We start from the raw sequence: 26,976 nt of genomic DNA, 5'->3' as shown, positions 1-26,976 counted from the left end.
AAAAAAGAAGACCCCGTCCGGCTTGTCTGCCGGTCGGGGTCTTCACATAAGTTGCGGGGACAGGATTTGAACCTGTGACCTCTGGGTTATGAGCCCAGCGAGCTACCGAACTGCTCCACCCCGCGTCGCAGAATCAACACTACCCTACTTTTGCGGCGGGTTTTGCCACCCGCTTTCCGGGCCCCCATCCCGACGCGCCACCGCCTTTTGCGGAAGCTTAAAGCAAAAGGTCCGGAAACTGTTTCCAGTGTCCGGACCTTTTCTCCAGTTGCGGGGACAGGATTTGAACCTGTGACCTCTGGGTTATGAGCCCAGCGAGCTACCGAACTGCTCCACCCCGCGTCGCAAGAACTACTCTACCGGGAGGTGAACAGCAGGCAAAATCGGGAGGGCGTGATCTCCGTCTCGCCGGCCCGGCACCCGCTCCGGATGAAGCGGGTGCCGGCTGCCGTCGTCGTGATCAGTGACAGTCGGTCAGCTGCTTGGCGAGGGCGACGGCGTGGCTTCCGGAGTTGCCGTGGATGCCGGAGCCGGGGTGGCCTCGGGGGCCGCCACCGGGATTTTTGCCTCTGCCTGGGTGGCCTTCTCCAAGGCCGCTGAGAGCCGCTTCTGTGCCTCGCCATACCCGGCGAAGTCGCCGGCAGCCAGTGCGGCCTGTCCGGCCTGGATGGCATTGTTGGCCTCGTCCAGGGCCGCCTTCAGCTCGGCCTTGGCGTCCGCTCCGGCCGGGGCGGCAGGTGCACCGGGATCAACGGGCGCCTGGCCGTTGTTGTCCGAGTCGCCGGCTGCTGCCCCGGAATCCCCTCCGAAGAGCTGCTTTAGCGCCTCATCCAAGGTGGGGGCGAACCCAACTTTGTCGCCGAAGGCCACCAGGACGCGCTGCAACGTGGGGTAGGACGTCTCACCGGTGGACTTCAGGTAGACGGGCTGGACGTAGAGGATGCCGCCGCCGACAGGAAGCGTCAGCAGGTTGCCGTTCAGCACGTCCGAGGCGCCCTGGCGCAGCAGGTTCAGGGCCTGGGACACCGTGGGATCCGAGTTGAACTTGTTCTGCGCCTGGCCGGGGCCGGGGACCTGGATCTCCGGCGGGATCTGCAGCAGCCGCAGCTTGCCATAACTGTCGGCCTTCACGCCGGCCTGGTTGCCGGCATCCGAATCGGCGGCCAGGAACCCGTAGAGGACATTCCGGGCGTTTCCATTGACGATCTGCGGAATGTACGACGACGTCAGCTGGAAGGCCGGCTTGTCCTGGTCCGGCATCTGCAGCGACATGTAGAACGGCGGCTGCTTGACGTCGGTGTCCACGGTGGGATCCGCCGGCACGCTCCAGGCGTCATTGGTCTTGTAGAAGCTGGAGGGGTCCGTGACGTGGTACTGCCCCAGGAGCTGGCGCTGGACCTTGAACAGGTCCTCGGGGTAGCGGACGTGGCTCATCACGTCGCCGGACATTTCGGAGTACGGCTTCAGCGATGTGGGGAACACCTTCTGCCAGGACTTGAGCAGCGGGTCCTGGTCGTCCCACGCGTAGAGGGTGACCGAACCGTCGTACGCATCCACCGTGGCTTTGACCGAGTTCCGAATGTAGTTGACCGTGCTGTTGGGCAGTGCCACGGCACGGCCGGAGGTGGTCTGGGTGTCCTCGGTGGCGTTGGACAGCTGTTCCTGCTGCGAGTACGGGTAGTACTGGCTGGTGGTGTAGCCGTCCACGATCCACTTCACGCGCCCGTCCACCACGGCCGGGTAGGCGTTGCCGTCCACCGTCAGATACGGGGCCACCTTCTCCACGCGCTCACGGGGATTGCGGTCGTACAGGATCTGGGACTCCGGGTTGACGCCATCCGAGAGCAGCAGGTCCGACGACTGGAACTTGATGGAGTACAGCACCCGGTTGAAGAAAGTTCCGACGTTGGGTCCGCCGTTGCCTTCGAAGGTGTACTGGGTCTCCCCCTCCCCCTCTCGGCCGGAGGGCCTGTCCTGCTCACGGGCAGGGGCACCGTCCGGGGCGCCGACGATGGAGTATTCCGGCGAGGACTCGCCGAAGTAGATCCGGGGCTGGTACTTCGAATCATCGCCCAGCACGCCCGTTGACGGAATACCTGACTGCAGGAAATCCGGCTTGCCGTCCACCGTGAACTTGTTGCCCTTGGCTGCCACCACACCGTAACCGTGGGTGTACACCACATGCTGGTTCAGCCAGCCCTGCTGGTTGCTGGCCACGTTGGCGGGGTTCAGCTCACGGACAGCGATCACGGTGTCCTGGATCTTGCCGTCCACCTCGTAGCGGTCCACGTTGAGGGCTTCCGGGAACTGGTAGTACGGCCGGTACTGCTCCAGCTGCGAGAACGCATCCGAGATCAGGTTCGGGTCAAGCAGGCGGATGTTTTCGGTGGTCTGCGCATCCGGGGCAAGCGCGCCGGTGGTGGCAGTGTTGGTGGCGTCATAGCGGCTCACCTGGATGGCATCGAGCCCGTAGGCCTTGCGCGTGTTGTCGATGTTGCGCTGGATGAATTCCTTTTCCAGCGTCTCTTCCGAGGGGCGCACCTGGAACTGCTGGATCACCCAGGGGTAGACACCGCCGGCCAGGATTGACGTGATAACCAGCATGGCGGTTCCGATGACGGGCAGGCGCCACCGGCCGATGACCGCGGCCACGATGAAGAGGATGGCAACCAGCACGGCTGCCACCGCCAGGATGGCTTTGGTGGGGATGACGGCGTTGACGTCCGTGTAGAGCGCACCGGCCCAGCGGCCGCCGTTACCCTGCACAGCGGAGAAACGGTCCAGCCAGAAGTTGATGCCCAGAAGCACCAGGAAGGCAGCGCCCGCGACGGCAATGTGGATCTGCGCCGCACGGCTGGTGAACACGCCCCGCTCCATCAGCCTGATGCTGCCGTACAAATAGTGGGTGAGGATTCCGGCGATTCCGGCGATAACCACCACGCTGATCAGGAACCCGGTAATGAAACCGAGGAACGGCAGGGTCATCAGGTAGAAGCTGATGTCCATGCGGAATTGCGGATCCTCCTGGCCGAACGGCTCCTGGTTGAAGAACAGCAGGACCTTCTGCCACTGGCTCGCCGCGGCGCTGCCCGCGAACAGGCCGAAGAGGACGGGAAGGCCCACCATCACCACGCGGCGGACAGGTTCCAGCTGCGCCTGGTAACGGTTGAGGTTGTCGCGGATTTCCGAGTCCGGGGCGTACACCGGGCGGGACTGGTAGGCGATGCGGATGGCGAAGAAGACCGCAAGGAACATCACGGCGAATCCGGCCACGAAGATGCCGATCCTTGCCAGGTTCTCGGTGAGGAACACTTCGATGAAACCAAGCTGGCGGTACCAGAGGACATCGGTCCAGACGTTTGCGAAGAAGATGAAGCCCACAACCACCAGGGCAACAACAATCAGGGTGGGCGTCAGCGCGCCGCGTCTTGAAGGGGGCCTACCTGTGGACATGGTGCTGGCGGGTCGGGACAAACTCGGTACCTCATAGCTGGTCGGTCAGATGATGCGTAGCGTGCGTGCGAGCGACGTCCTTACCGGTCAAACACTGGTTCAGCCGTCATAATTGCCACGAGTGGCAGTAGATCTTAGTTCCTGCCCAGTCTAGTTGTTTGTACACGCCGGGAGGCCGGACGTGTCCTGGCCGGACCCGGCGAGTTCGACGGCGTGCCTCGCCTCAGCCAGGTTCTCTACCTTGACCACCTGCAGCCCGTCCGGTACGTGCCCCACCACTTCCCCGCAGTTGGCGGCGGGTGCGAGGAAGAGTGTGGCTCCCCCCGCACGGGCCCCCTGCATCTTCTGCCCGATGCCGCCGATGGGCCCCACCGTGCCGTCAGGGGTAATGGTTCCAGTCCCCGCAATGTGCTTGCCGCCGGTCAGGTCGCCAGGCGTGACAGTGTCGATAATGCCCAGCGAGAACATCAGGCCGGCGCTGGGCCCGCCCACTTTGTCCAGCGAGATCTTCACGTCAAAAGGGAAGGTAAACAGGTACTTGAGCATCACGCCGAGGATGAAGCGCCCTTCGCCGTTGTCCTTGGGCGTAATGTCCTGGCTGACCTCCTGGCCGTCCCGTTCCACCACCACAGTGGCGGGCGCGCCTTTTCCTGCCGCCAGTTCCTCCTGGATGACGGCCAAGGAGGTGATCTCCTTGCCGTTGATAGTTTTGAGGATGTCCCCCGGCTCGATTTTCCCGGCCGCCGCGGAACTCTCGGACAGGCCTGCTGCCTGCAGCTGCTCCCCGAAGGGGATGTCCAACTCGCTGAGGGCCGACGCCACCGCGTTCTCCTGCGAGGTGGTCATGGCCACCGAACTCTGCTCCTCCGCCTCTTCCCTGGTGGTGCCGGTGGGATAGATCATCTCCACGGGATACACCGCCTTGGAACGGTCCAGCCAGGCGGAGAATGCGCCCAGGATGCTCACCGGACCGTTGGGGCCGCCGTCGACATAGACAGTTGTCAGATCAAGGTTGCCTGCTGCCGGATAGGTTTCGCGGCCGGTGACGCTGATGACGGGGCTTCCCTGGCTCTGGCCCAGGGTGTTGAACGTGGGGCCGGGCGATTCAACAACATACGGCACCGGCAAGGTGCCCACCGCAATGCCCAGGCCCAGCGCGGCCACGCCAGCCACCATCATGGCCGAGACTTTCGGGTTCCGGCGTTCGGGCCCAGTCAGTCCCTCTTCGGCTCCCGGGAACGGACTGGCCGGCGCAGCGGCGGGTGCGCTGCCGGCGTCGTACTCGTCTTTTTCCGCATGCCAGGGCCCGGGCTGGAGCTCCTCGGCGTGGTCCTCTGAGGGGTGGCCCCCACGGGTTGTAGTCACTGAACCAACACTACGCGGTGGCCGGCGGCTGCGGTTCTTTGCCTACAGCGAACGGCAACGCAGCGCGGCAGACAGCCGACCGGCACCGGGGTACCGTGAAGGTTGAGCACCAGTCACACCGACGATCGGCGGGATCATGACCTCCAACCCACTTAATCCGTCCAACGGCGACGATACGCCCAAGGACCCGTTGACAGAGATGCTGCAAAACCTGATGGGCGGCAAGGGGATGGAGAATTTCGATCCCGCCGAACTGGCCAAGGCAGCAGGCCTTCCCAACGACCCCAACCTGCTGGCCCAGATGTTCTCCCAGGTCCAGGCCATGATGAGCGCACCGTCCGAGGGGCCCGTGAACTGGCAGCTTGCCCACGAGAACGCCCGCCGGGTGGCAGCGTCAAGCGCCGACCCGTCAGTGACCTCGCAGCAGTCCCGTGAAGTGGACGAGGCCCTGCGGCTCGCTGAACTGTGGCTTGACCCCGTCACCGATCTTCCCGGCACCGGCCTGATCGGCCGGGCCTGGTCCCGCGCCGAATGGGTGGAGGCCACGCTGGGCACGTGGAAGAGGCTGACCGAGCCGGTGGCGAACAGCATTGCCAATGCGCTCTCGTCCGCCATGACGGAGCAGATGCCTGAAGAGATGAAGTCGATGATGGGCGGGGCATCATCGATGCTCCAGAACATGGGCGGCGCCATCTTCGGCATGCAGCTGGGCCAGGCCATTGGTGCCCTCTCCCAGGACGTGGTCAGTTCCACCGACATCGGCGTGCCCCTTGCCGACCTTGAAATGGCACTGCTGCCCGTGAACATCGCCGCCTTCGGCGAAGGGCTGTCCCTGCCCGAAAACGACATCCGGCTCTTCCTCGCCGTCCGGGAAGCCGCCCACGCAAGGCTTTTCGTCCAGGTCCCATGGCTCCGGGGCCACCTGCTGGGCGCCATCGAGGCCTACGCCCGCGGCATCCACATCGACACGTCCCGGATCGAAGAACTGGCCAGGGACCTGGACCCGAGCAATCCCGAGGGCATCCAGGAAGCCCTGTCGCAGGGTGTGTTTATGCCCCAGCGGACTCCTGCCCAGGACCAGGCGCTGGAGAAGCTGGAGACGGCGCTGGCCCTCGTGGAAGGCTGGGTGGACGAGCTCACCGCAGCCGCCACCGAAAAGCTGCTGCCCTCCGCCGGAGCGCTGCGGGAAACCGTACGGCGCCGCCGGGCTACCGGCGGGCCGGCAGAGCACGCCTTCGCCGCCCTGGTGGGGCTGGAACTGCGTCCCCGCCGCCTGCGGGAAGCCGCAACACTCTGGGCCACCTTGAAGGAGGAACGCGGCATCGAAGGCCGCGACGCGATCTGGCACCACCCCGACCTCCTGCCCACCGCCGAGGACCTGGACGATCCGAAGGGCTTCAGCGGACGCCGCAAGCTGGCCGAGGCCAGCGACAGTGAAGTGGATGACGCCCTGCAGAAGTTGCTGAGCGGCGGGTTTGACGAGTCCCCGTCGGCCGGGCCGGAAGAGCCCGACGGCGGGACGGCCGGCGGCGCGGACCGCGGCACTGACGGCGAAGGCGGCGAGGGTGACGGCGAAGACGGCAAGGACGGCCCGGACGGTGCGCCGAAAAGCTAAGCCGGCCTAGTCGGCGTCGCCGGGCCAGGTTTCGCCCGGCCAGGGTGCCGGTCCCGATGGGACGGCACCCTGGCCGTCCGGGGCTCCCCCGTCCTTCAGGCCGCGGGCCATGGCAAAAGACACACCCTCCAGGAAGGCCTTCGCCCGCGCCGTTTCCGGGTACGCCTCCAGCAGCTTCCAGAACGCCGCGTTGTGCCCTGCCACCAGGAGGTGGGCCAGCTCGTGGAGCAGCACGTAGTCGATGACCCACTGGGGCATGGGACGAAGCTTGTCCGACAGGCGGATGGTGCCTTCCGCCGGCGTGGCGGAACCCCAGCGTGAATTCTGGTTGCTCACCCAGCGCACCGACGCGGGCACGGCCCGGCCGCCGAGGTACTTTTGGGACAGCTGCGCGGCATGGGCGGCCAGGGCGGCGTCAGAGGCGGGGCGCTTCAGGCCGGAGGCTGTACGCCGTTCCCCCTGCTTGTGCAGCTTCGCCAGCATCCGCTGGACCCATTCCCGCTCCTGGGCAGCGGTGAATCTTGCCGGGATGGCCACCACTGCCGTTCCGTTCTCCCAGAACGCGGCAACGGTCCGGGTGCGGCGGGCGGACCGCCGGACCTCGACGGGTGCACCGTCCGCTGTGGTGATCACAGCGACGTGCTTTCGACCAGGACCCGGAGGACGTCTTCGCCGTAACGTTCCAGCTTGGACGGGCCCACGCCGGCAAGTGCGGCAAGTTCCTCCAGTGAGGAAGGCTTTGCTTCGGCAATCGCTGTCAGCGTGGCGTCCGTGAACACCACAAAGGCGGGCACGTCGGCGGACAAGGCGGTCTCCCGGCGCCACGTCCTGAGCGCCTCAAACGTCTGTTCCTCATAGCTGGGCGGGCAGGCGTTGCACCGGCCCACCTTGCGTTCGGCTCCCGTGCTCAGCATGCTCCCGCAAACCCTGCAGACCGCCGGGGCAGCAGCCTTGCGCCGCGGCGCCGGACCCTTTCCGCGCATACTTGAGCCGGCCACGGAATCCGGCCGCAGCCCGTCCAGGAACCTGGAGGGCTTGCGGTTGGCGCGGCCGCCGGGAGTCCGTGCCGTGGACCAGGAAAGGGAAAGATGTTCCCGGGCACGGGTGATGCCCACATACAGGAGCCGCCGCTCTTCGTCGACGGATTCCGGCGTGTCCGCAAAGGAGATGGGCATCAACCCTTCACTGAGGCCCACCAGGAACACCGCATCCCATTCCAGGCCCTTGGCAGCATGCAGGGACGCCAATGTCACCCCCTGCACGGTGGGTGCGTGCTGCGCAAGGGAGCGCTCCTGGAGTTCGTTCACGAAGTCGGCAAGGCCGAACTCCGCCCCCCGGGACTGGACCAGTTCGTCGGCCAGGGCCACCAGGGCCGCCAAGGATTCCCAGCGTTCGCGCAGTGCCCCGCCGTTGTGGGGCGCTGACTCCGTGTAGCCAAGGGAAGCCACGATGTCGCGGACCAACTGGCCGAGCGGTTCCGGGGATTCCGCCGAGACGGCCCTGGTGGCGGCACGCAGCTGCAGGATGGCGTCGCGGACTTCCTTGCGGGCAAAGAACCGCTCTCCCCCGCGCAGCTGGTAGCCGATGCCGGCGGCGGCGAGGGCCTGTTCGTACGCTTCGGACTGCCCGTTGGTCCGGAAAAGGACTGCCACCTCGCTCGCAGGAATGCCGGCGTCGAGCAACGCCTTGATTTTCTGCGCCACGGTAGCGGCTTCCGCTTCGTCGTCCGAACACTCGGTGAATTGCGGAACGGGGCCTGCGGGACGCTGTGCCACCAGCTGCAGGGGCGCGGCCCACGCGGCATCTGCTGCCGGGCCGCCGCTGCGCCTGCCTGCGAGGAGATCGTTGGCCAGCTTTACCACCTGCGGGGTAGAGCGGTAGTCCCGGATCAGCTTCACGACGTTGGCCTGCGGATAGCGGGCCTTGAATTCCAGCAGGTGCTTCGGCGAGGCCCCGGTGAACGAGTAGATGGTCTGGCTGGCATCGCCCACCACGCAGAGCTCATCCCGGCCGCCCAGCCACAGCTCAAGGAGCCGCTGCTGGAGCGGGGAAACGTCCTGGTACTCGTCCACCACAAAATGCCGGTACTGTTCGCGGACGGTGGCGGCCACCTTCTCGTCCTCCTGCAGGATGCCCACGGTGATCAGCAGGACATCTTCAAAGTCGATGACGTTGCGGTCCGTTTTGACGTCCTCGTAGGACTGGAAGACCCTGGCGACGGCGGTGAGGTCGAACCCGCCGGGGGTGCCTCTGTCCTGCGCATTTTCGAGGTAGTTGGCGGGCGTCAGCATGGATACTTTCGCCCACTCGATTTCCGAGGCAAGGTCGCGGATGGACGCCCTGTCCGTGCTCAACCGGAGCCGCCGGGCAGCTTCAGCGAGCATCTGGGCCTTGTGGTCCAGCAAGTTGGGCAGTGTCCCGCCAACGGCCTGCGGCCAGAAAAACTGCAGCTGCCGCAGTGCCGCGGCGTGGAACGTGCGGGCCTGGACGTTGCCGGCCCCAAGGTCGCGCAGCCGGCTGCGCATTTCCGCCGCCGCGCGGGCCGTGAAGGTCACGGCGAGCAGCCGCTGGGGTGTGTAGACCCCGGAGTGGACGCCGTAGGCGATGCGGTGGGTGATGGCGCGGGTTTTGCCTGTGCCGGCGCCGGCAAGGACGCACAGCGGTCCGTTGAGGGTGCTGGCTACCTCACGCTGTTCGGCGTCCAGGCCGCCGAGGATACGGTCCTCCAGCGAGGCTGCGCTGTCAAAATTCTGTGTAGTCACTTTGCTGCTTTTTCGTCTCGACTACCGCGTGCTGGAGTCTGATGGGTAGATGTGGCTTCAGGCGCCTGCCCGGTCCTGAATACGGCCGCCGAACCAATGCTCGATGAGGGAGCGGGCGATCGACAGCCGGCTGGAGATGGTGATTTCGCCGGCGAGCACGGCTTCCTGGAGTTCCTCCCGGCTGAACCAGCGCGCCCTGGTGACCTCCACGCCGTCGGGCGTTGCCTCGGCATCTTCGGTAACGGCGGTAAATCCAAGCATAAGGGAGGCCGGGAACGGCCACGACTGCGAGCCCAGGTACTGGCAGGCCTTAACCCGGACCCCCACTTCCTCGTAGATCTCCCGGACTACGGCCTGTTCCAGGGACTCCCCCGGTTCCACGAACCCGGCGAGCGTGGAGTAGTTCTTTGCATCAAGTACCCCGCCCCCGCCCAGGAGCAGGCGGCCGTCCGGACCAACGACGGTGACGATGATAGCGGGGTCGGTGCGGGGGTAGTGCTCGGAGGAATCTGCCGGACAACGCCGTACCCATCCCCCGGCTTCGATGCCGGTAGGCGATCCGCAGCGCGGGCAGTGTGTATGGCTGGCGTGCCAGTTGGCGATGGCACTGGCTTCGACGAAGAGGGCCGTATGGGTGGGGGTGAGTCCGGCGGCAACCTCACGGAACCCGGCCCACAGGGCGTCCCGGGGAAGCCCGGCTGTTCCCGGCTCCACTGCTTCCGGCAGGACGAACAGCAGCACTTCTGTTCCCGGGGGAAGGTCCGAAGCCGGCAGGGCGGAGCCCAGGTAAACCGTCAGCTCGGGAGCAGTTTCTGCGGCGGCAAGGTCCGCGTACAGTTCGCGGGCGCTGCGCATGTACAGTCCGCCCTCGCGGACCAGGCCCTGCCGGCCGGCAAGCACCACGGCCAGCGTTTCGGTGTTGGCGAGGAGGTCCTCCACCATTCCGGGCTTTGCCCGTGCCACGGATCCCCGGTCAACCAGCGCGGGCGGCACCGGGAGGACCGTGTCCATGAGGTGGTTCGCCGGCAGCCGGGCCGGGCTGCCCTGGTGGACCGGTGTTGCAGACTCCGCGTGGCTCATGTGTCCACCGTACTGACTGGGACCGACAAATGGATATTTGGGCGGCCCTTCCGGCGCCCGCGACTGCCGGGCCTACCCTGATTTGGACTCTATCTGAAGACTCGCCGTCCTTGGACCGGTGTCTTGGACGGCGCGCAATCTACCGTGGAACAGTGAGAAGAAAACCGATTGAACTGGCAGCCGTTGCAACCGCGGCAGTCCCCGGACTGACCCCGACGGCCGTTAGCTCTGCCCCGGATGATCCCGCCGACTTCGACTCCGCCCTGCTGCTCGATTCCGAGGGCAAGCGCTGGCGGGTCCGGTCACCACGGCATGCGGAGGCCAGCGCCAGGCTGGAAACGGAATTTCTTGTGCTGCGTGCCTTCGCTCCCGGCATCCGTGCCGAGCTTCCGTTCCTGATGCCCACCGTGGCCGGCAGTGTGCGGCTGGGACCCCTGAGCACGTTTGTCTATTCGCATTTGGCCGGGAGCACCCGCAGCGTTGAGGAGCTCACTGCCGGCCCGGATGTCCTGGCCCGTGAAATCGGGGTGGCCCTTGCCGCCATCCATGACCTTCCGCGTTCGCTGGTCAGCAATGCCGACCTGCCGAGTTACACGCCCAACGAATTCCGGCAGCGCCGGCTCAATGAGCTGGACCAGGCGGCCACCACCGGAAAGATCCCCCCTGCCCTGCTTCTGCGCTGGGAACATGCCCTGGAAGACGTGTCCCTGTGGCGCTTCAACCCGAGCGTGGTGCATGGCGACCTGCATGAGGACAATCTCTTGGTGGAGGGCCAGCGCGTCACGGCCGTGACAGGCTGGACCGACCTGAGGATTGGCGATCCGGCTGATGATTTTGCCTGGCTTGTTGCCTCGAATGAGCAGGACTTTGTGGATGCGGTCCTGGGTGCGTACACGGCCGGCCGCCGGGACACGCCTGACACCCACCTGCTGCGCCGGGCTGCGCTGTCCGCGGAGTTCGCACTGGCCCAGTACCTGGTGAAGGGTATCGCCTCGGATGACAGCGGCATGATTGCCGAGGCGGAAGACATGTTGGCAACCCTTGCCCGGGACATCGAGGAGCACGGCGGGCAGCCGATCAGTGTGGAACCGCAGCCGGCAGTGGTTACCCCCGCCACTGCCGGCCCGGAGCCTGTAGTGAGGCCGGCCGACGCCGGAGTGGCGGGTTCAGTCCCGTCCGTTACGGTGGTGCCGCTGCCCGTCCCGGCCCCGGTCCAGCCGGCGGTCCATGTCACCCCTATCCCGGTTGAACCTGCGGCGGCCGCCGCAGGGCCGGACGACACGTCCACCGCCGCCATCAGCATCATCGACGTCACAAAGGACCAGTCCGTCACGAAGGACTAAGGGCAGCACTCACGATCTCCTCCAGCTCCCGGGCTGATCCGAGATCGTGCGGCCGCACCACTTCGTTGTCTGCGACGTAGAAAAACGCTGCCCGGACCTCTTCCAGGGGGACGTCCTTCAACCGGGCCCATGCCAACCGGTACACGGCAAGCTGCACGGCTTTCGTTGTCAGCGCGGCAGCGGAGGGCCGCCGTCCGGTCTTCCAGTCCACCAGGTCCCACCGGCCGTCGGCATCGCGGAAAACGGCGTCAATGCGTCCACGCACCACAACGTCACCCACACGCGTCTCCACCGGCACTTCAACGAACGCCGGGGACCTGTCTGCCCAGGGGGACGCCTTGAAGGTTGCCACCATGGCGTCCAGGTCATAGGCGGCATCGATGTGGTCGTCCGAACCGGGAGCTTCATCGAGGTCAAGCATGCCTGCGGCGCCGAAGTACTCTTCCACCCATGCATGGAACGCGGTTCCCTTCCGTGCCGACATGCCTGGTTCCCGGGGTACAGGCCTGCGGAGCCTGCCAAGTACTGCCGCCGCGTCCTCCCGCAGTTCCACCAGTGTGGACGCGGAGATGTGTCCCGGCAGGTGCACATCGCGGCCTGCGCTCCTCCGCGAGCGGCGTTCCAGCAGCAGCGCCGCCTCCCGCGCCCATCCCCGGGCCGGCCCGTTGAGCTGCTTGCCTTCGGGTGTGTCCCCGTTCCGGTTCGCCGCCGCGGCGGGAGCTGCAGAAGATTCCTGTCCATGGTCTTCCAACTCGGCAAGGACCTTGGCTGCAGCGGCTTCCATGGCGCCGCGCCGTCCGGCAGCCAGGCGGAGGCGGTTCCCGGTGCGCGGATCCACCGGCCCCTCCAGGGGATCATAGGGCCAGTTGGCGATTTCGGATTCCAGGGTGAGCGGGCTCGACTCCGGAAGGGAGGCCTCATCCTGCGACGCCGGATGGACCAGGGCGGCGCGGGAGTTTGCGTCCGCTCCGTGTGCCAGCGGCTCGAGCTCAGCCAGGAACGGCGACATCTCCGCACGTCCTGCCCGGGATCCCACCCACGCTGCGCTCGAAACCCACAGCACGTGCTTGGCCCTGGTGTACGCCACATAGGCGAGGCGGCGTTCTTCCGACTCCCCGTGGGCCTGGACTGCGGCTTTGAAGTCCTTCTCGGCATCCAGCCAGCCTTTTTGGTCCGGCTGGTCGAGGTCCCACTGCGGAAGGTCGGCCCGGTCGCCGCGGAGCGGCCAGGGCAGGGCCGCAGACCCGCTGCTCCAGCGGGAGTCCCTGTCGCTGGGAAAGGCCCCTGCGTTGAGCCCGGGAACAAAAACAACATCCCATTCCAGGCCCTTGGACGCGTGGACCGTGAGGAGCTGCACGGCTTCCCGGTTGACGTCGGAAGCTGGCGCTTCCAGGCCGTTTTCCTCGGCGGCCGCGGCCTCGAGCCAGGACAGGAAAGCCAGGATATCCACCCGCTGGGACGTCCGAAGGAACCCTGCGGCTTCGTCCTGGAAGGCATCGAGGTTGCGGCGGGCCTGGTGGATGCTGATACCCGGCCGTGCCGCCACCTCGATGTCCAGCAGCATGGCCCGCTCCACTTCACCCAAAAGGGTTGTGAGGTCATCACCGAGGTAGCTCCGAAGCTGCCGAAGCTCCGCTGACAGGCGGGCAAGCCTGCTGCGGGCCGCAGCACTGAGCGACCTGCCGTTGGCGGACGTCCAGCCCTCCCGGGGCAGCCAGTCCAGGGCTTCCACCAGGCTGGCGCCATCCGTCAGGTCTGCCTCGAGGACGGATTCGCTGTCCTCCTCCGGCTGCTCCTCAACGGACCCGTCACCGAACCCCTGTGCGGCCTGCCCGCGCCGCCGCGCCAAGTGGCTTGACCAGTCACGCAGGGCCATCAGGTCTGCGGGGCCGATGCGCCAGCGTGCCCCCGCCAGGAGCCGCATCAGGGAATCGGACCGGCCGGGGTCTGCCAGGACCCGCAGTGTGGCCACAAGGTCAACGATCTCCGGCGTGTCAAGGAGTCCGCCAAGCCCCACGATTTCGTACGGGATGCCCCGGGCCTCGAACTGGCGCCGGACAGTTTCCATCTGGGCACGGCGCCGGCAAAGGACAGCGAGAGCGGGCGGCACAGGGGTTCCGTCCGGTTTCAGTTCAAAGTCGGTCACCCGGTACTTCAGGACGTCGTCGGCCAGCGCGGCCGCCTCGTCCACGTCGGTGCCGAACCGTCCCAGGACCACAGTGCCGTCGACCGCGTACGGGCTCGGCTGCAATGGGGGAACATCCGCTGCCGCAGCCCCGGCCCCGCCGGCCCCGCCGGCCGCGCTGCCTCCGCCTGCCGGCCCGCGGGCAGCGGCGGCCCGGCCCAGGGACTCGGACATCACGTTTGCTGCAGCCAGGATGGACCGGCCGTTCCGCCAGGCGGTGGTCAGGTAGGAAGTAGGTGCCGGAGCCCAGTTTCCGGCTGAGTCTGCCGGACCGGTGCGGACAGGAAACTCCCGGACGAAGTGGAAGAGCTGACCGGCCGAGGCGCCGCGGAACCCGTAGATGGACTGGTTGGGGTCGCCCACCGCAGTCACCGCATGCCCGCCGCCGAAGAGCCGCGAGAAGAGCACCAGCTGCGCGTAGGACGTGTCCTGGAATTCGTCGAGCAGCACCACTTTGTACCGCTGCCGTTCCATCTGCGCGGCCAGGGGAACATCCTGCGCCACCTTGGCTGCGAGCGCCACCAGGTCTCCGAAGTCGAGGGCACCCCGCGCCCGTTTGGCCGCCGCATACCGGCCCACCATGTCCGCCACGCTGGCGCGGGTGCGCAGCATTCCGGCAAGCTCGGCCGCCGCCTGCGGGGGGTTCTTCTTTTTGCCCGCCATGTACGGCGCCGACTCGAATTCCGAAAGCCGGGCCATCAGCCAGGCTTCCACGTCCTCGGGCTCCTGGAGGTGCTCCGCACACTCACCGGCGAGTTGGATTACGGCCTTGACCAGGGTGGATTTTGCGGCACGGAAGTGGGCATATTCGCCGTCGTAGGCTTCCACCACTTCGCTGGCCAACTGCCAGGCCTGGGCACCCCCGAGGAGGACCACATCCCGCTCCACGCCGAGCCGCAGGCCGTAGTCTGACACTATTCCGCTGGCGAAGGAGTGGTAGGTGGAGACCTTGGGCTCAAGGGAATCACTCGAGACCGGCTGCTCGGGGAACAGTTGGCGCCCGCCGTCCTGGCTGGCCAGCCGTTGCAAGGCAGCCAGCTTGGCCCGGATACGGGACGCCAGTTCACCGGCCGCCTTCCGGGTGAACGTCACACCCAGGACTTCTTCCGGCCGTACCCAGCCGTTGGCCACGAGCCAGACCACGCGGTCAGCCATGGTGGCTGTTTTACCCGACCCTGCTCCGGCAATGACCAGCCGTGGCGTGAGCGGCGAACTGATGATGGCTGACTGCTCCGGAGTGGGGACGTTCTTCTCGCCCAGCAGCCGGGAGAGCTCCTCCGGCGTGAACCGGGGTTCGGGCACCGAGTGCCCGTCAATGCCTGGGTCCAGGCTCATTCCGTAACCTGCCTTCCCCGCACACACAGGGGACACACTTCCGGCAGCCGGCAGCCGTGGCCGCCGTGGCTTCCCTTCGAAGGGTCATGCCTCGCCTCGAATTCGCTGCCGCCCATCACGGCGGCAGCCTCCCTCACCATGTCCATGGCCCAGTTCTCCTGCGGATCAAGTGGTTCCTGTTGCTGGATGCCGGGACTCTTGGCCGCCGTCCCCAGCTGGGCGAGGACCGCGCCACCTGGAAGATTGGCGGCACCGTCCTCCCCGCTAAATCCCCCTACGAGGACTGCGGCCTGGTACGCGCCCAGCTGCGGATGCGCGGACAACTCGGCCTTGCCCGGCTGGCGCTTCCCTGTTTTGAGGTCAACGATGACCAGCCTGCCCTCGGAGTCGATCTCCAGACGGTCCACCTGCCCGCGAAGGACAGCGGCGCGGGCCGGCCCGTCATCAACAGCAACCTCCGGGAGGGCAACCTCGAAGTCCCGTTCCACACCCAGCAGGCTCCTGCCCTCACTCCGCATCACCAGCACATACTGGGCAAGCTTGCGCACCATCGCCTCAGCGCGCTGGTAGTCCAGCCGGCCCTCCCAGTTGTCCTTCATGCCGAGGGCAGGCCAGCGGCGGACCAGTTCAGCGACGTACTCTGCCCCGGACGCATCCGGAAGTTCCTGGGCGATGGCATGGACCAGCGTGCCCAGGCTCCTGGCGAAATCGGTGGCCGCCTCACCGCCGGCTGCCTGCACGAACCAGTCCAGCGGGGACTTCTGGACCGTCTCCACCTTCGACGGCGACACAAAGACCGTTCCGCCCGGCGGGACCACTGCCGCGGACGATGTCAGCGCCGGCAGCGCCCACCAGCTGTCCGGATGCGCCCCGGCCACCGGCGGCTCCGCAGCCGCGAGCCCGGCAAGAACCCTCACGGCTTCCTGGGCCTCGGCCTCGTGCTTTCCGTCCAGCTGGGCGTACTGCCGGAGTTCGGCCACAAGCGCCCGCAGCGTCATGGGACGTTCCACCGGCGTGAAGGCCCTCCCCTCCTGGCCGGGATCCAGCGGTGCCACGTAGTCCAGGAAGGACGAGGGCTGATCGTCCTCCGAGGAGACGGCCGTACAGATCAGGAGTTCGCGGGCCCGCGATACTGCGGTGGAGAAGCTGCGCAGTTCGTCGTAACGGATGTCCCGCAGGCGGCTGAGCGGGTCCCGCTGCAGCGCATACCCGACTCCGTGCTCCACCGCATCGGCGTACAGGGTGCTGCCCAGAAGTTCGCCGCGGAGCCTGGTGTTGGGCCACACACCTTCCTGCAGGCCGGCCACGAGGACCACCGGCCATTCCCTGCCGGCCGCACTTGCCGGCGTCATCAGCTCGACGGCGTCGTCCACCTGCGCCCTGGCAGCCAGCGTGTCCATGGGCAGCTCCTGGTTCAACAGGTACTCCAGAAACTGCTCCGGCCCGGCGCCCGGCACCTGGTCGACGTAGCGCTCCGCCGTGTGGAACAGTGCCATCATGGCGTCAAGGTCGCGGTCGGCCCGGGCTCCGTGCGGTCCGCCGGCAAGGGCTGTCTCTGTCCAGGCTGCGGCGAGGCCGGTGGCATTCCATAATGCCCACAGGACTGTTTCCGCGTTGGCGCCGGGTTCGACGGCGGCCTTCCGCCCGGCCTGGATCATCCTTGCCGTACGGCGTGCGGCCCGGCCCTCCATGCCAAGTGTGGACAGGGCCCCGGGCTCCAGGAGGGCCTCCACGAGCAGGGTATCGCTGGTGCGCCCCCCTCCCCCCAGAAGCTCTTCGCGCCGCAGTGATTGCCGCAGCCGGCGCAGCTCGATGGAGGTGGCGCCGCCCACCCGCGACGTTAGAAGGGATACAGCCGTTTCGGGGGTGAGGAGATCAGGATCGAGGGCAACGGCGAAGGCGTCCAGCAGCGGACGCACTGCCACCTCGTCCCGGACGGCGGACTCCGCCACCGGAACCCGCACGGGAATCCCCTGGCCGGACAGATACCGCTGCAGTTCGCTGACCTGTGCCCCGTTCCGCACTATCACTGCCATCTCGGACAGGTCCCGGCCGCGGTTGATGTGCTGGTCAAGGATCCGCTGGGCAACGTACCTGAGCTCGTGCACCGGGGACGGCACAAGGTGGGCTTCCACGGCTCCGTGTGGCCGGCCCCCCACCGGCTCGAGCCGCCTGGCCAACTGTCCTCCGGCCCGTTGGGAGATTCGGGCGGCCACCCCCAGCCACGCTTCGGTCAGCTCCGGCGCGTGCCGGTGCGCGTACCGGAGGGGACGTTCGAGGACCGGCGCATCCGGTGAGAGCAGCCCGGGAAGTTCAGCCACCAGATCCGGCCGGGCGCCCCGGAACCCCTGGACTACGGTGTCCGGCGAGGAGGCCACATAGCAGTCCTTCCCGCGGGCTATGTCCGCGAGGAGCTCGAAGACGGCGGGATTGGCCTCCTGGACGTCATCCACCACGATCAGCTGCAATCGCGCGCGTTCGGCGGCAAGGAAGTCAGGGGCGTCCTGGAAAACGTGGCGGGCGGCGGTGATGATGCCGGCAGGATCAAAAGCTTCCGGCATGCGCAGGTCAAGGACGTCGCGGTACTCGGCGTAGAGCGCGGCGGCAGCGGTCCAGTCCGGCCTGCCGCATTGCCTGCCAAGGTCGGCGAGGTCCGCGGCGGTCAGGCCGGATTCGATGACCCTGTCGAAGAGTTGGCGTACCTCGTGGCGGAAGCCGCGCGTCTCCAGGGCCCCGCCGAGATCGTCCGGCCAGGGCAGCTCCAGTCCCGGCAGGCTGTGGCCTTCGAGGAGTTCCTTGATGATGAGGTCCTGCTCCGGTCCGGAGAGAAGCCGGGGCGGCCGGGCAAGGGGCAGCACTCCTTCGGCTTTGGCACGGCGGATCACGTCAAAGGCGTAGGATGCCCACGTCCGGGCGGGGGTGGTGCTGAGGCTTCTGTCCAGCCGGGCTGTAAACCGGTCCCGCAGGGAATCGGCCGCGAGCCTGCTGGGGGCCAGGATCAACATCCGTTCAGGATCCACGCCATCACGGAAGACCCTTGCGACGGCAGCTTCAATAAGGACAGTCGTTTTGCCCGTTCCCGGGGCCCCCGGCACCAGGACGGGCCCGGATCCCTGCGCGACGTCGACGGCTGCCTGTTGATCGGACGTCAGCGACGGGGCGTCGGCGTGGAGGTGACGGGGTGGCAGGAGCCTGAGCCCCGCGAAGCCTGTGGCACCCTGGCGCCCGGCATCCCCCGGCACGGTGCCGTCGTCGTGCACGGCTCCCGGCAGGGCATCAAAGCCGGCGCCAGGCCCGGCCTGTTCACGGTACTCGTCGCGTGGACCGGTAAAAGGAAGTGTTACTGTCACGCCGACATTCCATCATCAGCCACCGACAATTTCCGGAGCCCGCGCTCAAGCTGCGCGGCAATTGCGTCGATGTGCTCAAAGTCTCCATCCTTCGGCGCCCACCGCGCGGCTGCCAGGTCCACGCGCCAGGAGCCCTCCCCTGTCCGCAGGTAGGCCTCATAAGCACCGAGGAGAGCGGTTCCCTCCTCCCGGTAGTGGCGGAGGGCCTCGGCAACATGGCCTTCGGGCGCGTGTCCGCTCGCCTTAAGGATCCGCCACCACGGAACGCCGCTGCCGTAATGGCTCATGACCGAGCCAACCTGCCTGGGCCCGCCCGATCCAAGGAGTTCGGCGACGTCGCCGTACGAGACTGCGGACCCCGGCGGAACCAGCCTCACGATGGCCAGAACCGCCTCCACATACTCAATCCGCATTGATCCAATGTTAGCTGCAGTGGCGCTCCCGGGAATTGTCGGTGGCCCCCGTTAGCGTTGAAACATGAGCACCTGGAACACCCTTCCCCGCGCAGCCTTCGACCTCGAAACCACCGGCCGCAACTCGCGGGCGGCCCGGATCGTCACCGCATCGGTCACGGTAGTGGACCACAAGGGGGACGTCATCACCGAACACGAATGGCTGGCGGACCCGGGGGTGGAGATTCCCACCGAAGCCAGCGATGTCCACGGCATCACCACCGAACAGGCCAGGCGGGACGGCAGGCCGGCCCATGAGGTCACGCAGGAGCTCGCGGCCGTACTGCAGGGCCTGTTCGACGACGGCGTACCCGTCATCGCCTTCAACGCCAGCTACGACTTCACGGTGCTCGCGGCCGAATCAGCGCGTTACGGTGTTCCGCAACTGACCCGGTTTCCGGTCCTGGACCCCTACATCATGAACAAGCAGGTGGACCGCTACCGCAAGGGCAAGCGCACCCTCACGGCGTTGTGCGAGGAGTACGGTGTGGTCCTGGACAATGCGCACACTTCAGCCGCTGATGCCCTGGCCACCCTCCGGGTCCTGGACGCCATGGCCGGCAAGTTTCCCAAGCTCAGCATGCCGGCCAGCCAGCTGCACCAGCTGCAGGTGGACTGGGCCGTGAGCCAGGCGGCGGATTTCCAGGGCTACCTCCGCAAGACCAAGCCCACTGCGGTCATTGAAGGCGACTGGCCCGTGCTGCCACCACAGGATGCCAGCACTGGCGGGTTCTAGGACTGCTGGTTCTCCGCGAGATATCAGTCACATCGCTTAATAAGTTTGCTGACTTTTGTGTTCCTGAATTCGTTGCAGGGCCGCGCTGGTGCTGCTCACGCGCGTAGATGCGGGCCATTTGACGAATTTCCTTCCACGGAACGGCGGGAAGTGCGTCTGTTCTTCATTTATCGGGTCCAAAAGGCCGAAGTGAGACAATAAAGTTTTGCGGTCACCCCTGCCCAGGCTTTGCTTGACCAGCACCGGGCAGGTGCCAGGCGCCACCAGCGCAGCCTTGCGGCCCGGTTGACTTATGACTCAATGAAAGTGACAACCTGATGAAAATCAAAGCGATGAAGTGGCTCACTACCGCGCCCGTTGCACTCGCCCTCGCTGTTTCCCTGGCAGCCTGCGGCTCAGGATCCTCGCAGCCCAGCGGTACCCCGACTGACGCCCTCGCCGGCAGTGACCAGCAGACGCTGGACAAGTACACCACTGACGACGTCACCCCGATCGACCAGATCGACAAGACCAAGCTCGGCCTGAACACCGAAGGCAAGCTCGAGGTGGGCACCCTCTCGGATGCACCCCCGAACATTTTCATTGATCCCTCCGGCAAGTTCACGGGCTACGACAACGAACTGCTGCGCGCTATTGCCGGCAAGCTCGGCCTCGAGGTCGAATTCGTTGCCACCGACTTCTCCGCCCTGCTCTCCCAGGTTTCCACCCGGCAGTTCGACGTCGGATCCTCCTCCATCTCCACCACCGAAGCCCGCCGCCAGAATGTCGGCTTCACCAACGGCTACGACTTCGGCTTTATGGCCGTTGTGGCCAAGACCGACGGCGACGTCAAGAGTTTTGACGACCTGACGGAGGATCTGCGCATCGGCGTTGTTCAGGGCACGGTCCAGGACGACTACGTCACCAACACGCTGAACATGGAACCGATCCGCTTCCCGGACTACGCGACCGTGTACGCCAACGTCCGCAACGGCCAGGTGGATGCCTGGGTGGCGCCTTCCCAGCAGGCTGAGGGCCAGGTTAAGGAAGGCGACGGCACCGCTATCGTCGAGTCCAAGATCAATACCGAGAACTTCACTGCCTATGCTGTGGCCAAGGACAACCAGCCCCTGATTGATGCGCTGAACTCCGGCCTTGACGCCGTAGTTGAAGACGGGACCTGGTCCAAGCTGACCAAGGAGTGGTACCCGGACCGCGAAATGCCGACTGACTGGAAGCCGGGCAGCAAGGCCGCCACGGTTCCCCAGAGCTGATTGAGCCGGGACGTTTATGGATCTCCTGGACCAGCTTGCTGACACCTTCTTCAACTGGGAGGAAATGGCGAAAGTCATTCCCGCCCTGCTCATGGTGGGTCTGCCCAACACCCTGATTCTGGCTGTGGCCTCCGGCGTTCTGGGTTCCCTGCTGGGGCTGCTGCTGGCCATGATGGGGATCTCCCGCAATGCGGGAGCCCGGTGGGTGGCACGCATCTACACCGATATTTTCCGCGGCCTCCCGGCCATCCTCGTGATCCTGGTCATCGGCATCGGACTGAGCCCGATCGCCCGTGAGATCACGGGTTCGCGGAACCCTTATCCGCTGGGCATCCTGGCCCTGACCCTGATCGCAGCCGCCTACATCGGCGAGATCTTCCGGTCCGGCATCCAGAGTGTTGAAAAGGGACAGTTGGAGGCCTCCAGGGCGCTTGGATTCAGCTACGGCAGCTCCATGCGGCTGGTGGTGGTGCCGCAGGGCATCCGCAGGGTCCTTCCGGCCCTGGTGAATCAGTTCATCTCGCTGCTGAAGGATTCCTCGCTGGTGTTTATGCTGGGCCTGGCCGCCTCCGACCGGGAAATCTTCCGGATCGGAAACGACGCCATGGCCAACACGGGAAACCTTTCACCGCTGGTGGCGGCCGGTGTGCTGTACCTGATCCTGACCGTCCCGCTCACCCACTTCGTGAACTTCATCGACCACCGGCTGCGTACCGGCAAGCCGGAGAAGAAGGAACCGGATGAGCTGGCAGCACCTATCGGCAAGGGGGCACAGGCATGACGGAATTCGCTTCCGGAACCCTGACCGGCAAGAACCTGCACCTCTCGTTCGGCCATAACCACGTTCTTCGCGGCATTGACCTGCACGTGGAGAAGGGCACCACCGCCTCGGTGATCGGTCCGTCCGGTTCCGGCAAGTCCACACTCCTTCGGGTGATGAACCGGCTGATTGAACCGGATCAGGGCGACATCCTGCTGGATGGCCGCTCGGTCCTGAAGGACAACCCGGACGAGCTCCGGCAGCGGATCGGCATGGTGTTCCAGCAGTTCAACCTGTTCCCGCATAAAACAGTGGTGGAGAACGTGTCCCTGGCGTTGCGCAAGCTGCGGAACCTGCCCAAGGACCAGGCCCGTGCCGAGGCACTGGAGCAGCTGGACCTGGTGGGCCTGAAGCACAAGGCCGATGCCCGCCCCGCCAACCTCTCCGGCGGCCAGCAGCAGCGCGTTGCGATTGCCCGTGCACTGGCCATGAAGCCGGAAGTGATGTTCTTTGACGAGGCCACCTCCGCGCTGGACCCCGAACTGGTCAAGGGCGTCCTGGCGCTGATGACCGACCTCGCAAAGGGCGGAATGACCATGGTGGTGGTAACCCACGAAATGGGCTTCTCCCGCAACGTGTCGGACACGGTGACGTTTATGGATGCCGGCGTGGTGGTGGAGTCGGGTCCGCCCGAGAAGATCTTCAGCGCCCCGGAAACCGCGCGCCTGAAGGGCTTCCTCTCGGACGTCCTGTAACTCCTGAAGCATCAAAGGAAATCCCCGGTTGCGCACTGCAACCGGGGATTTCCTTTTGTCCGCGCCGAGATGGCATATCACGGCAGTTCCAGGCTCCGGGATTGCCGTTAGTGCCATCTCGCAGAGAGAGGGACGACGGCGGTCCCGCCGGCGGAGCTTAGCCCTGTGCGGCTGCGGCAGCCTTCGCCGCGGCGGGCAGAGCGTCGAAGATCCGGTTCATGGCGGCGTCATCGTGCGCGGCGGACAGGAACCAGGCTTCGAAGACGGACGGCGGCAGGTAGACACCGGATTCGAGCATGGAGTGGAAGAACGGCGCGTACCGGAAGGCTTCCTGTGCCTGGGCGTCGGCGTAGTTGCGGACGCCGCGGGCGGAGGTGCCGAAAGCCACCGAGAAAAGGTTCCCGGCGAACTGGATGGAGTGGTCCACCCCGGCCGCGTCCAAGGCAGTGGACAGCGCCGAGGACAGTTCCAGCGAGCGGACATCGATGAAGGAGTAGACGTCCCGGGTGGCATGGGTCAGCGTGGCCACGCCGGCGGCCATGGCCACCGGGTTTCCGGACAGGGTGCCTGCCTGGTACACGGGGCCGGTAGGGGCGAGGTAGTCCATGACGTCGGCACGCCCGCCGAGGGCCGCCGTCGGCATTCCTCCGCCGATGACCTTGCCGAAGGTGAGCAGGTCCGGCGTCCACGGCTCGGCCGCATCGGCTGCGCCGCCGGTCAGGCCCCAGTAGCCGGAGTAGCCGGTGCGGAAGCCGGTGAGGACCTCGTCCACAATCAGCAGCGCGCCGTGCTCCCGGGTGATGCGGGACAGGCCGAGGTTGAAGCCTTCCTCCGGGGTGACCACACCCATGTTGGCCGGCGCCGCTTCGGTGATGACAGCGGCGATGTTGGAGCCGTGGGTGGCGAACGCTTCCTTGACGGCGGCGAGGTCGTTGTACGGCAGTACCAGGGTTTCGGCCGCGGTGGCTTCGGTGACCCCCGCGGAGCCCGGCAGGGCGAGCGTTGCCACGCCCGAGCCGGCAGCAGCGAGCAGGCCGTCCAGGTGGCCGTGGTAGCAGCCGGCGAACTTGATGATGAGGTTGCGGCCGGTGAAGCCGCGGGCCAGCCGGACAGCGGTCATGGTGGCTTCGGTGCCGGTGGAGACCATCCGGAGGCGTTCCACCGCGGGCACGCGTTCCTTGACGATTTCTGCCAGGTTCGCCTCATCGGGCGTGGATGCGCCGAAGGAGAGGCCGCGGTCCACAGCGGCGTGGACGGCGTCCAGCACGGCGGGGTGTGCGTGGCCGAGCAGCGCCGGGCCCCAGGAGCAGACCAGGTCCACGTATTCCTTGCCGTCGGCGTCCGTCAGGTACGGGCCCTTGGCTGAAACCATAAAGCGCGGCGTGCCGCCCACGGACCCGAAGGCGCGGACCGGCGAGTTCACCCCGCCCGGCATCAGCTGGCGGGCGCGGTCGAAGAGTGCCTCGTTGCGAGGATTGCTGGAAGTCATGGTTCCTATTCTCTCAGTTAGCCGGCAGCTCAGTTGCCGAGCAGTTCCGCAACCCGGGGCGCCACGGCAGTACCCATCAGCTCGATGGAGCGCATCATTGCCGAGTGCGGCAGCGGGCCGTTACTGTACTTGAAGTCGAAGCGGTCCACGCCGAGGTTCTGCTTGAGCTGGACAATTTTTTGCGCCACGGTTTCCGGCGACCCGACATAGAGGGCCCCCTCGGGAGCGCACAGGGCTTCGAACTCGCCCCGTCCGGCAGGTCCCCAGCCGCGTTCGGCTCCGAGCTTGTTCCGCAGCTTCAGCCAGTGCGGGAAGAGTTCCTCGCGGGCCTGTTCGTCGGTGTCGGCCACGTGGCCCGGCGAGTGCGTGGCGACCTGCTGCATCGGGTGGCCGTACTTCGCCATGGCTTCCCGGTACAGGTCCGCCAGGGGGCGGAAGCTGCGCGGCTGGCCGCCGATGATCGCGAAAATGACCGGATAGCCGTACTGCGCGCTGCGGAGCACGGATTCGGGGGTTCCGCCCACGCCGATCCAGGTGGGCAGCAGGTGATGTTCCAGGGGCGGGTACACGCTCAGGCCGGCGAGGGCGGGCCTGGTGCGGCCTTCCCAGTGCACCGGCTTCTGCGCCCGCACCTTGTCGAACAGTTCGAGCTTCTCTTCGAACAGGAGCTCGTAGTCGGCCAGGTCCAGTCCGAACAGCGGGAAGGACTCGATGAAGGAGCCACGCCCCAGCATCACCTCGGCCCGCCCGTTGGAGAGGGCGTCTACCGTGGAGAAGCGCTGGAACACCCGGATGGGATCATCGGAGCTCAGGACCGTGACGGCCGAACCGAGGCGGATCCGGGTGGTCCGGGCTGCGGCCGCAGCCAGGAAGACCTCGGGCGCGGACACCGCATAATCCTTGCGGTGGTGCTCCCCCACCCCAAAAGCGTGAAGTCCGACGGCGTCCGCCAGTTCCGCCTGTTCCAGCAGCTGGCGCAGCACGCGGGCATGCGGCTGCGGGCTGCCGTCCGGGTTCTCGCCAACATCGCCGAATGTGTTCAACCCCAGGAGGATCCGTTGCGGGCCCACGGGCGCCGTGGGGCTGGCCGGGACTTCAGTCATCAGGACTCCTTCAGCCAGCCGGCCAGTTCAGCTGCCCAGTAGGTCAGGACCATGTGGGCCCCCGCGCGCCGGATGCCCAGCACCGATTCCGTGATGGCGGCACGGCGGTCGATCCAGCCGTTGGCGGCGGCCGCCTCGATCATCGCGTACTCCCCCGAGATCTGGTAGGCGGCCACCGGGACCGGGCTCATGGCGGCTACATCGGCAACGATGTCCAGGTAGCTCATGGCCGGCTTCACCATCACCACGTCCGCTCCCTCGGCAAGGTCCAGTTCCACCTCCCGGAGGGCTTCGGTCCGGTTGCCGGCGTCCATCTGGTAGGTCCGCCGGTCGCCCTTGAGCTGCGAGTCCACCGCTTCCCGGAACGGACCGTAGAAGGCTGACGCGTACTTGGCGGCGTAGGCAACAACCGAGGTGTTGGTGTGCCCGGCCTGGTCCAGCGCCGAGCGGATGGCGGCCACCTGGCCGTCCATCATTCCGGAGGGGCCCAACATGTGGGCGCCGGCGTCGGCCTGTGCCACAGCCATCCGGGCGTAAATCTCAACGGTGCGGTCGTTGTCCACGTAACCGTCGGCGTCGAGCACCCCGCAGTGGCCGTGGTCCGTGAACTCGTCCAGGCACACGTCGCTCATGATCACCAGGTCATCACCAACCTCCGCCCGGACATCCCGGATGGCCTTGTTCAGGACACCCTCAGGATCAAGGGATGCGGTCCCCTCCGCGTCGCGGGTCTCGGGGATGCCGAACAGCATAATTCCGCCCAGGCCGAGCTCAACGGCTTCCCCCGCGGCCCTTTTCAGCGTGTCAGTGGTGTGCTGCACAACGCCCGGCATCGACGTGATCGGGTTGGGCTCGGCCAGGCCCTCACGGATGAAGGCGGGAAGGATCAGCTCGGCCGGCGCCAGCCGCGTTTCAGCGGTCAGCCGGCGCATGGCCGGAGTCGTGCGGAGGCGGCGGGGGCGTTGGCTCGGAAATGTCATGTTCGACGTCCTTCACGTTGTCTGAGGAATGTGTGTGTACCCGCTGGCGGTTGTCCGCACCCTGCGGCATGCCTCGGCCCGTCAACCCGCGGCGAGCGCCGTTTCCACCGCGGCCACCAGGCCTTGCGGCGTTGGCTCTGCGGCGATGGCAGCCACGGGAAGGCCGAGCGCGGCGGCCTGCTCCGCCGTCGACCGTCCGATCGCCACCAGCCGGCACCCGTGCAGCGGCGAGAGCGCATGGATCCGCCGCACCGCGCTGGGCGAGGCAGCCACCACCGCGTGGATGAGTCCGGCGGCGATGTCCGCTGCCGCTGCTTCCGGCGCCAGCAGGGAGTACGACGGCGGCACCTGGCCAGGTCCCGCGTCCTCCGCTGGGATGGCGAGCCTGCGCTCCGCTGCCGCCGGATACTCGACGGTCCGGTAGGCGGTGACAGCCGTGACGAGGCAGCCTGCCGCCTTCAGCCCTTCGGCGAGGCGCGCCGGCGCGATGTCCGCCTGGGGCAGCAGGACCTTCCCGGCCCGGGCCGGCCATACCTCCAGGAGTCCAGCTGCCGACTGTTCGTCCCGGGGCGTCAGTTCCACCGGCAGGCCTGCGGTTTCCAGGAGCCGGCGGGAGGCCGGTCCCACGGCAGCGATCCGGGTGCCGGCGGGGATCCACCGCCGCAAGCTGAGGCCACGTTCAGCAGCCTTGGCCAGCAGGACATGTACTGTGGTGGCGCTGGTGACTACCAGCCAGTCGAAGGCACCGGCGCCCATGGCATCGCAGGCCACGTCCAGCGAATGCTGGTCTGCGGCGCGCTCAAAGTCGATCAGGGGCAGCAGCACCGCCTGCGCGCCCGCCTCGTGGAGCGCCGCCACCAGGGGCAGCGAACGTTCCGGGCTCCGGGTGATCAGGACCCGGACCCCGTCAAGCGGCTTGCTGCCAGGCATGCTCAGCGACCCCCGTGAACGGGGTTCCGG

General features: G+C 66.8%; 19 protein-coding genes and 2 tRNA genes. 6 read left to right on the top strand and 15 right to left on the bottom strand.

The window, feature by feature from the left end:
• Positions 1-51 precede the first annotated feature (51 nt).
• From ARTSIC4J27_RS07020 to ARTSIC4J27_RS07005, 4 genes are all read right to left on the bottom strand, one after another.
• Positions 52-125 (bottom strand) — tRNA-Met (locus ARTSIC4J27_RS07020).
• A gap of 143 nt (positions 126-268) precedes the next feature.
• A tRNA-Met gene (locus ARTSIC4J27_RS07015) sits at positions 269-342 on the bottom strand.
• A 132-nt stretch (positions 343-474) separates the two neighbouring features.
• On the bottom strand, positions 475-3,453 hold the full coding sequence (locus ARTSIC4J27_RS07010) for a UPF0182 family membrane protein (protein ID WP_050054495.1): 2,979 nt from the start codon (positions 3,451-3,453) through the stop codon (positions 475-477).
• Positions 3,454-3,603: 150 nt separating this feature from the next.
• Positions 3,604-4,632, bottom strand: coding sequence for a YlbL family protein (locus ARTSIC4J27_RS07005; RefSeq protein WP_050054501.1), 1,029 nt, complete (start codon positions 4,630-4,632; stop codon positions 3,604-3,606).
• A gap of 322 nt (positions 4,633-4,954) precedes the next feature.
• Here ARTSIC4J27_RS07005 and ARTSIC4J27_RS07000 point away from each other — a divergent pair, with 322 nt between their 5' ends.
• Positions 4,955-6,433, top strand: a complete 1,479-nt coding sequence (locus ARTSIC4J27_RS07000; RefSeq protein WP_050054494.1) for a zinc-dependent metalloprotease — start codon at positions 4,955-4,957, stop codon at positions 6,431-6,433.
• A 6-nt stretch (positions 6,434-6,439) separates the two neighbouring features.
• Here the strand turns inward: ARTSIC4J27_RS07000 and ARTSIC4J27_RS06995 are convergent, their stop codons facing one another.
• The 3 genes from ARTSIC4J27_RS06995 to nudC are packed head-to-tail and all read right to left on the bottom strand — an operon-like array spanning position 6,440 to position 10,275.
• The gene (locus ARTSIC4J27_RS06995; protein ID WP_050054493.1) at positions 6,440-7,066 is read right to left on the bottom strand and encodes a M48 metallopeptidase family protein; all 627 of its coding nucleotides are present in this window, start codon (positions 7,064-7,066) and stop codon (positions 6,440-6,442) included.
• Complete coding sequence (locus ARTSIC4J27_RS06990) at positions 7,063-9,195, bottom strand: ATP-dependent DNA helicase UvrD2 (protein ID WP_050054492.1); 2,133 nt, start codon at positions 9,193-9,195, stop codon at positions 7,063-7,065. Before ARTSIC4J27_RS06990 ends, ARTSIC4J27_RS06995 begins: the two co-directional genes overlap by 4 nt.
• A 57-nt stretch (positions 9,196-9,252) precedes the next feature.
• Positions 9,253-10,275, bottom strand: a complete 1,023-nt coding sequence (gene nudC, locus ARTSIC4J27_RS06985) for an NAD(+) diphosphatase (protein WP_050054491.1) — start codon at positions 10,273-10,275, stop codon at positions 9,253-9,255.
• A 152-nt stretch (positions 10,276-10,427) separates the two neighbouring features.
• On the opposite strand from nudC, the gene ARTSIC4J27_RS06980 reads away from it, so the two are divergent.
• Positions 10,428-11,618 (top strand): macrolide 2'-phosphotransferase, encoded by a 1,191-nt coding sequence (locus tag ARTSIC4J27_RS06980; protein WP_050054490.1) that lies wholly within the window; start codon positions 10,428-10,430, stop codon positions 11,616-11,618.
• Here ARTSIC4J27_RS06980 and ARTSIC4J27_RS06975 read toward each other — a convergent pair.
• The 3 genes from ARTSIC4J27_RS06975 to ARTSIC4J27_RS06965 form a co-directional block, all read right to left on the bottom strand.
• Positions 11,605-15,138, bottom strand: a complete 3,534-nt coding sequence (locus ARTSIC4J27_RS06975; RefSeq protein WP_050054489.1) for an ATP-dependent helicase — start codon at positions 15,136-15,138, stop codon at positions 11,605-11,607. The genes ARTSIC4J27_RS06980 and ARTSIC4J27_RS06975 overlap by 14 nt on opposite strands.
• On the bottom strand, positions 15,135-18,380 hold the full coding sequence (locus ARTSIC4J27_RS06970) for an ATP-dependent helicase (protein WP_050054500.1): 3,246 nt from the start codon (positions 18,378-18,380) through the stop codon (positions 15,135-15,137). Before ARTSIC4J27_RS06970 ends, ARTSIC4J27_RS06975 begins: the two co-directional genes overlap by 4 nt.
• Before the next feature lie 104 nt (positions 18,381-18,484).
• On the bottom strand, positions 18,485-18,901 hold the full coding sequence (locus ARTSIC4J27_RS06965; protein WP_050054488.1) for an MGMT family protein: 417 nt from the start codon (positions 18,899-18,901) through the stop codon (positions 18,485-18,487).
• 64 nt (positions 18,902-18,965) lie between these two features.
• On the opposite strand from ARTSIC4J27_RS06965, the gene ARTSIC4J27_RS06960 reads away from it, so the two are divergent.
• Positions 18,966-19,676 carry a 3'-5' exonuclease gene (locus tag ARTSIC4J27_RS06960; protein WP_050054487.1) on the top strand — a complete coding sequence of 237 codons (711 nt, stop codon included), beginning with the start codon at positions 18,966-18,968 and terminating at the stop codon, positions 19,674-19,676.
• A gap of 36 nt (positions 19,677-19,712) precedes the next feature.
• Here the strand turns inward: ARTSIC4J27_RS06960 and ARTSIC4J27_RS22460 are convergent, their stop codons facing one another.
• Positions 19,713-19,940: a hypothetical protein gene (locus ARTSIC4J27_RS22460; protein ID WP_152683800.1), complete on the bottom strand. Its 228-nt coding sequence runs from the start codon at positions 19,938-19,940 to the stop codon at positions 19,713-19,715.
• 53 nt (positions 19,941-19,993) lie between these two features.
• Between ARTSIC4J27_RS22460 and ARTSIC4J27_RS06955 the strand changes: the two genes are divergently transcribed.
• From ARTSIC4J27_RS06955 to ARTSIC4J27_RS06945, 3 genes are read left to right on the top strand one after another with little or no spacing between them, the layout of a single operon-like run.
• A complete protein-coding gene (locus tag ARTSIC4J27_RS06955; RefSeq protein ID WP_050054486.1) occupies positions 19,994-20,929 on the top strand; it encodes a substrate-binding periplasmic protein in 936 nt (311 codons plus the stop codon).
• A gap of 16 nt (positions 20,930-20,945) precedes the next feature.
• The gene (locus tag ARTSIC4J27_RS06950; RefSeq protein ID WP_050054485.1) at positions 20,946-21,710 is read left to right on the top strand and encodes an amino acid ABC transporter permease; all 765 of its coding nucleotides are present in this window, start codon (positions 20,946-20,948) and stop codon (positions 21,708-21,710) included.
• The gene (locus ARTSIC4J27_RS06945; protein ID WP_050054484.1) at positions 21,707-22,444 is read left to right on the top strand and encodes an amino acid ABC transporter ATP-binding protein; all 738 of its coding nucleotides are present in this window, start codon (positions 21,707-21,709) and stop codon (positions 22,442-22,444) included. The genes ARTSIC4J27_RS06950 and ARTSIC4J27_RS06945 overlap by 4 nt, the downstream gene beginning before the upstream one ends.
• Before the next feature lie 157 nt (positions 22,445-22,601).
• On the opposite strand, the gene hemL is transcribed toward ARTSIC4J27_RS06945, so the two are convergent.
• From hemL to ARTSIC4J27_RS06925, 4 genes are all read right to left on the bottom strand, one after another.
• The gene (gene hemL, locus ARTSIC4J27_RS06940) at positions 22,602-23,933 is read right to left on the bottom strand and encodes a glutamate-1-semialdehyde 2,1-aminomutase (protein WP_050054483.1); all 1,332 of its coding nucleotides are present in this window, start codon (positions 23,931-23,933) and stop codon (positions 22,602-22,604) included.
• A 29-nt stretch (positions 23,934-23,962) separates the two neighbouring features.
• Positions 23,963-25,036 (bottom strand): LLM class flavin-dependent oxidoreductase, encoded by a 1,074-nt coding sequence (locus ARTSIC4J27_RS06935; RefSeq protein WP_050054482.1) that lies wholly within the window; start codon positions 25,034-25,036, stop codon positions 23,963-23,965.
• Positions 25,036-26,016: a porphobilinogen synthase gene (gene hemB / locus ARTSIC4J27_RS06930; protein ID WP_050054481.1), complete on the bottom strand. Its 981-nt coding sequence runs from the start codon at positions 26,014-26,016 to the stop codon at positions 25,036-25,038. Before hemB ends, ARTSIC4J27_RS06935 begins: the two co-directional genes overlap by 1 nt.
• A gap of 81 nt (positions 26,017-26,097) precedes the next feature.
• Positions 26,098-26,946, bottom strand: a complete 849-nt coding sequence (locus tag ARTSIC4J27_RS06925) for a uroporphyrinogen-III synthase (protein WP_050054480.1) — start codon at positions 26,944-26,946, stop codon at positions 26,098-26,100.
• Positions 26,947-26,976 lie beyond the last annotated feature (30 nt).

It is taken from the genome of Pseudarthrobacter siccitolerans, from assembly GCF_001046895.1.
Taxonomy (GTDB): domain Bacteria; phylum Actinomycetota; class Actinomycetes; order Actinomycetales; family Micrococcaceae; genus Arthrobacter; species Arthrobacter siccitolerans.
This window is presented reverse-complemented; position numbering and strand designations above follow the sequence as displayed.

Excerpts from the sequence above, each read along its gene's own strand:
- ARTSIC4J27_RS07010 (WP_050054495.1), bottom strand. The coding sequence starts at position 3,453 with ATGTCCACAGGTAGGCCCCCTTCAAGACGCGGCGCGCTGACGCCCACC.
- ARTSIC4J27_RS07005 (WP_050054501.1), bottom strand. The coding sequence starts at position 4,632 with ATGATGGTGGCTGGCGTGGCCGCGCTGGGCCTGGGCATTGCGGTGGGC.
- ARTSIC4J27_RS07000 (WP_050054494.1), top strand. The coding sequence starts at position 4,955 with ATGACCTCCAACCCACTTAATCCGTCCAACGGCGACGATACGCCCAAG.
- nudC (WP_050054491.1), bottom strand. The coding sequence starts at position 10,275 with ATGAGCCACGCGGAGTCTGCAACACCGGTCCACCAGGGCAGCCCGGCC.
- ARTSIC4J27_RS06975 (WP_050054489.1), bottom strand. The coding sequence starts at position 15,138 with ATGAGCCTGGACCCAGGCATTGACGGGCACTCGGTGCCCGAACCCCGG.
- ARTSIC4J27_RS06965 (WP_050054488.1), bottom strand. The coding sequence starts at position 18,901 with ATGCGGATTGAGTATGTGGAGGCGGTTCTGGCCATCGTGAGGCTGGTT.
- ARTSIC4J27_RS06960 (WP_050054487.1), top strand. The coding sequence starts at position 18,966 with ATGAGCACCTGGAACACCCTTCCCCGCGCAGCCTTCGACCTCGAAACC.
- ARTSIC4J27_RS06955 (WP_050054486.1), top strand. The coding sequence starts at position 19,994 with ATGAAAATCAAAGCGATGAAGTGGCTCACTACCGCGCCCGTTGCACTC.
- ARTSIC4J27_RS06950 (WP_050054485.1), top strand. The coding sequence starts at position 20,946 with ATGGATCTCCTGGACCAGCTTGCTGACACCTTCTTCAACTGGGAGGAA.
- ARTSIC4J27_RS06945 (WP_050054484.1), top strand. The coding sequence starts at position 21,707 with ATGACGGAATTCGCTTCCGGAACCCTGACCGGCAAGAACCTGCACCTC.
- hemL (WP_050054483.1), bottom strand. The coding sequence starts at position 23,933 with ATGACTTCCAGCAATCCTCGCAACGAGGCACTCTTCGACCGCGCCCGC.
- ARTSIC4J27_RS06935 (WP_050054482.1), bottom strand. The coding sequence starts at position 25,036 with ATGACTGAAGTCCCGGCCAGCCCCACGGCGCCCGTGGGCCCGCAACGG.
- hemB (WP_050054481.1), bottom strand. The coding sequence starts at position 26,016 with ATGACATTTCCGAGCCAACGCCCCCGCCGCCTCCGCACGACTCCGGCC.
- ARTSIC4J27_RS06925 (WP_050054480.1), bottom strand. The coding sequence starts at position 26,946 with ATGCCTGGCAGCAAGCCGCTTGACGGGGTCCGGGTCCTGATCACCCGG.